The sequence below is a fragment of the Streptomyces sp. NPDC007162 genome, from assembly GCF_040634175.1.
Classification (GTDB): domain Bacteria; phylum Actinomycetota; class Actinomycetes; order Streptomycetales; family Streptomycetaceae; genus Streptomyces.
On sequence record NZ_JBEYFC010000609.1, the window covers coordinates 1 to 4,689 of the forward strand.

The window sequence follows — 4,689 nt, forward strand, 5'->3', positions numbered from 1 at the left end:
GGCGCGGTACGGCTCGCGGCGGAGGGCCGTGACGAGATCCTCGTCGACGCGACCACCTTCCCCACCTGACCCGGGAGGCGGCCGGACTGCTCGTCGCCCGTGGGGTGCGCACCGTCGGCATCGACGCGCTGAGCGTCGACCCCACGCCCGGCGAGACCCTGCCCGCCCACCGCGTCCTGTGCGGCGCGGGCGCCGTCATCGCCGAGAACCTCACCAACCTGGCCGAGGTCCTCGACGCCCAGCGGGCCGGCCACGACGTCCACGTCAGCCTCTTCCCCCTCCACCTGCCCGGCGCGGACGGCGCACCCGTCCGCGCCGTGGCCCGGATCCCGGAGCAGCAGCCATGAAGAACGACCACGACGCCGCCCTCGCCGCGGCCGACGCGCTGATCGCCGCCTTCGCCGAGGGCCGCACCGACGACTACTTCGACGCCTTCGCGGCCGACGCCAGCTTCGTCTTCCACACCACCGACCGGCGGCTGGACTCCACCGAGGAGTACCGCGGTCTGTGGCGCGAGTGGAGCGAGGAGGACGGCTTCCGCGTCCTCGCCTGCGACTCGAAGGACCGCCGGCTCCAGCTCTTCGGCGACACCGCCGTGTTCACCCACTCGGTGACCACCCGCGTCTCCACCCGGGCCGGGGAGGAGACGGTGCGGGAGCGCGAGACCATCGTCCTGCGGCGCACGGAGGACGGCCGCTGGCACGCCGTGCACGAGCACCTGTCGCCCGACCCGGCCACGCCGGCCGCCTGACCGCCGGCCGCCCGGGGGTCGCCCGGGACACCGGCGGCCGCGTTCCCACCTCCAGGTCCTGGTCCAGCACCTGGAATCAGGACCTGAAGCGGTACGAGCCGGCACGGGCCCGGTAGACCTTGTAGGGGGCGCCGCCCGAGGTGTCGTCGCGGACGAAGGCGGCCGCCGCGGGCGCGTTGACCGGACGGCCCCGGGTGGGCACCCAGATCTCGGCCTCCGTGTTGTGGGGGACGGTCACCGCGAGGTCGATGCCGCCGTCCGGGCGGCGGCGCCAGTCCGAGGCGACCCTGCCGCGCACGGTGTCGATCGCGGCGCTGACGTGGTCCAGGGTCGCCGGCGCCAGGTCGGTGTCGTCGGTGTTCTCCGGGACGCGGCTGTTGACCGCGGCCGCGGGGACGTACGGCCGTACGCGCAGCGTCTCGTAGGCGGTCGAGGTTGGCCTGATTCCGGCCAAACCCTGGTAGAACCAGGTGGCCACGTTGGAGCGGTAGTGGTGGTCGACCGAGAGCCGGTCGGTCCACTGCTCCCACAGCGAGGTCGCGCCCTTGGCGATCTGGTGGACGTAGCCGGGGACGCCGGTCTGGGTGACCGCCCGCAGCGCGACGTCCGTGTAGCCGTACTCGCTGAGGATGTTGAACTCGTAGCGCGAGCCGTACATGTCGTTCTGGATGTGGTGGCCGGCGGCCGTGATGCGGTCGGCGAGGAGTTTCGCGAGGGCCCGCTGGTTCTCCGCGAGCGTCTTCGTGCCGGTGAGGTGACGCGGGTCGTCGGCGGGCAGGTCCGAGCCGGGGACCAGGTCGAAGGCGAGGGCGAGGGTGTTCTCGCTGGAGACGCTGCCCTGGGTGAAGTGCCCCTGGGAGGCGTCCCAGTAGTGGGTGATGAAGGCCCTGCGCAGGGTGCCCGCCAGCTGCGCGTAGTGCGCGGCGCGTCCGGTACGGCCCAGACCGCGGCCGACCTCGTCCATGTAGTCGCAGAAGTGGATGTAGAAGGCGAGGCTGATGACGGCGTTGCTGCCGGGGTCCTCGGCCCCGGAGTAGGCGCCGAGCGACGCCTCGAAGACGTACTCGTTCTCGGCGGTGAACAGCGTCTCGTAGGAGGTCAGCAGCGCGTCCTGGTGGTCGTACAGCTCGGCGAACAGGCTGCTGTTGCCGTAGTACCGGTACAGCTCCCTGGGGATGACGAAGTACGCCGAGTCCCAGGCGGGGACGGCCTTCCAGGCGGCGTTCCAGCCGGGGGTGCGGTCGTATCCGTAGCCGCCCTTGGCCACGGGGACGAACATCGGCAGCTGGCCGGTGGAGATCTGGGTGTCCGGGAAGTGGCGCAGGTAGGTGGTGAGGACGCCGTTGACGTCCCAGGTCAGGGACTCGGACTCGGAACTGGCCATGGCGTCGCCGGTCCAGCCGTTCTTCTCCCGGGACGGGGTGTCGGTGGGCTTCTGCACGAGGTTGTTCTGCTCGGCCCACTCCAGGTTGCGCTGGATGCGGTTGAGGAGCGCGTTGTCCGTGGCGAAGGTGCCGGTGCGGGCGAAGCCGGAGCGGGCGACGGCCACGGTCAGCAGGTCGGCGTCCCGCTTCAGGTCGGGAGCCCGGCCGAGCACGGCCTCGAGGTTCTGCACCTCCAGGTGTCGGAAGCCGAAGTGGCTGAAGTTCTGCTCCCAGCTCTGGGTCCGGCAGGCGCCGACGGTGTAGTAGTGCGTCTGGAGGTCGGCGTCGTGCTGGAAGTTCTCCTCCTCCACGGAGAGCGGGGAGGCCGCCGTGCCGTCGCCGCTCGCGATCCGGTTGCCGCCGCGGATGCGCAGCGTGAGTCCGGCCCGGTCGGCACGGATGCCGGTGAGCCGCAGCCGGACGAAGCCGGTCATGATCTGGCCGTAGTCCAGGACCCAGATGCCGGAGCCCGGGGCGGTCTCGGTGAGCGAGACCGGCCGCAGGATCCGGTCGACCAGCACCGGCTCCGCCTCGTGGGCGCGCACCGCGGCCGCCCGGAAGCCGTCGGGAACGGTGGTGGCGGGCAGCGCGCCGTGGTACTTCGGCGCGGGGCCCGAGCAACTGCCCGGCGGGATCAGCGCGGTGGCGGGACGCCAGGCGCGGCCGGTGCGGTAGCCGGCCGAGCGCCACTCCCCCAGCGCGTCCGCCCGCCGGGCGTCGTACTTCTCCCCGGAGTAGACGGAGTCGAACGTCGTCGGGCCGTCCGCGGTGCGCCAGTCCTCGTCGGTGACGAGCGTGGTGGCCGAGCCGTCGGTGTACGTGACGACGAGTTTCGCGCGCAGCCGGGGCGGCCCCGCGTAGGGGGCGAGCTGCCAGTACCACTCCTGAGGGGTGGTCACCCCGTACCAGCCCCGGCCCAGTTCGGCGGCCAGCACGTTCTCCCGGCCGGTTCGCAGCAGCGCGGTGACGTCGAAGGTGTCGTAGAGGACCGTACGGTCGTAGGTGCTCTGGTCGGTGAGCAGCCGGGGGACGTTCGTGCCGTCCCGGTCGGCCGGGCCCCCGTCCACGGTGATCGGGTCGCCGTTGACGGTGAGGGCGACGTTGCCCGCGGCACTCAGGTGCAGCCGGGCGGCGGCGATGCGGCGGCCGTGCGGCAGGGTGAAGGCGCGGCGCAGGACGGGGGCCGGGTTGGCGATGGGGAGGACGGCGTTCTTGCTCGGGATGTAGGGGTTCTTGGGCGCGAAGGTCAGACCGTCCAGGGTGCCGATGCCGGCCTCGAAGGGGTTGGCGCCGGTGGTGAGGTCGACGGCGAAGTCGGGGGCGCCGGTGCCGGTCACCTCGGCACTGCGGACGGTGGCGGAGGTGCCGCCCGCGAAGCCGAAGCTGCCGTGCCGGCGGATCTGGTCGCCGGAGAGGGTGCGGCTGTCGACCTCGACGCCGTTGACCGTGGTGGTGACGGTGAGGCCGTGTGCCGCGACCGTCACGGTGTGGTCGCGGGTGGCCCAGGTGTCCTTGGTCAGGCCGGTCGCGGCGGGGAGGGTCACGGTGCCGACCTGGACGGTGCGGGTGCCCGCGGCGGTGGGGTTGGTCTCGCTCTGCGGGTCGTAGTGGTCGACGCCCCAGTGCGGCTCGGAGGTGCCGTCGTCGACCCAGGTGTTGCCCGCGTAGTGCCGGGTCGTCATCAACAACTGCATGTCGTCGCCGCTTCGGCGCAGGGTCCAGACCAGTCCCTCGCCCCAGGTCTTGCCGATGGGCTCGGCACGCAGGAGCAGGGCGAGTCCGCTCGCCGCGTCGGGGCCGCCGCGGAAGACGACGGTCGCCGTCAGGTCCTGCCAGTCGTGGTCCTGCGGTTGCCTGCCCCCGATCCAGCGGGCCCCTGCCCAGTCCCGTTCACCGTCGAGCAGTCCCGTCTCCCAGCGCGCGGGCTCGCTCCAGGCGCCCGCCGTGCCCCGCTCGTCCCAGGCGCGGACCCGCCAGAAGTACGTCTCCTCGGAGCGCAGCGGACCGCCGCGGTAGGCGACCTCGACGCTGTCGGAGCCGGTCACCTTTCCGCTGCGCCAGACGTCCGCGCGGCCGGGCCGGGTGCCGACCTCGATCTCGTACGCCGTCTGGCGTGCCACCGGGGGGATCCAGCTGAAGGTCGGCGCCGTCTCCGTTCCCAGCGGCTCGGACCGCGAGTTGACCTGGAGGGCCGCGGGCGCTGACGCGCCTCCACCGGCTGCGGGCCCACCCACTGCCAGGGCGTCCTGGGCGGCCGCGAGCGGGAGCGAGGCCCCCGCCGCCGCCGCGGTCATGATGCCGAGCAGGTGCCGGCGGCTCAGCGCGGCTCTGCGGCGTTCGGCCTGCGTGGTTCTGCTGACCTCGTCCACGGCTCAAGGGTCCTTTCGTGCGGGGGTCCCTCCCCAGGGGATTGAATCGTTTCAATCCCTTACAAGTGGTAAGCATACGAACCGGCCACCCCGGAACACAACGCCTCGGCGCGACGAGGACGAACCGACGGCCCTCGGTGTCGAC

3 protein-coding genes are annotated in these 4,689 nt (G+C 72.6%); 2 read left to right on the forward strand and 1 reads right to left on the reverse strand.

Going from position 1 to position 4,689, the window contains the following annotated elements:
• Positions 1–104 precede the first annotated feature (104 nt).
• A complete protein-coding gene (locus ABZ646_RS40385) occupies positions 105–347 on the forward strand; it encodes a hypothetical protein (RefSeq protein ID WP_360530890.1) in 243 nt (80 codons plus the stop codon).
• Entirely contained in the window at positions 344–751 is a 408-nt protein-coding gene (locus ABZ646_RS40390) for a nuclear transport factor 2 family protein (RefSeq protein ID WP_360530893.1), read from the forward strand. The genes ABZ646_RS40385 and ABZ646_RS40390 overlap by 4 nt, the downstream gene beginning before the upstream one ends.
• Before the next feature lie 76 nt (positions 752–827).
• Here the strand turns inward: ABZ646_RS40390 and ABZ646_RS40395 are convergent, their stop codons facing one another.
• Positions 828–4,544 carry a family 78 glycoside hydrolase catalytic domain gene (locus tag ABZ646_RS40395; protein ID WP_360530896.1) on the reverse strand — a complete coding sequence of 1,239 codons (3,717 nt, stop codon included), beginning with the start codon at positions 4,542–4,544 and terminating at the stop codon, positions 828–830.
• Positions 4,545–4,689: the final 145 nt, after the last annotated feature.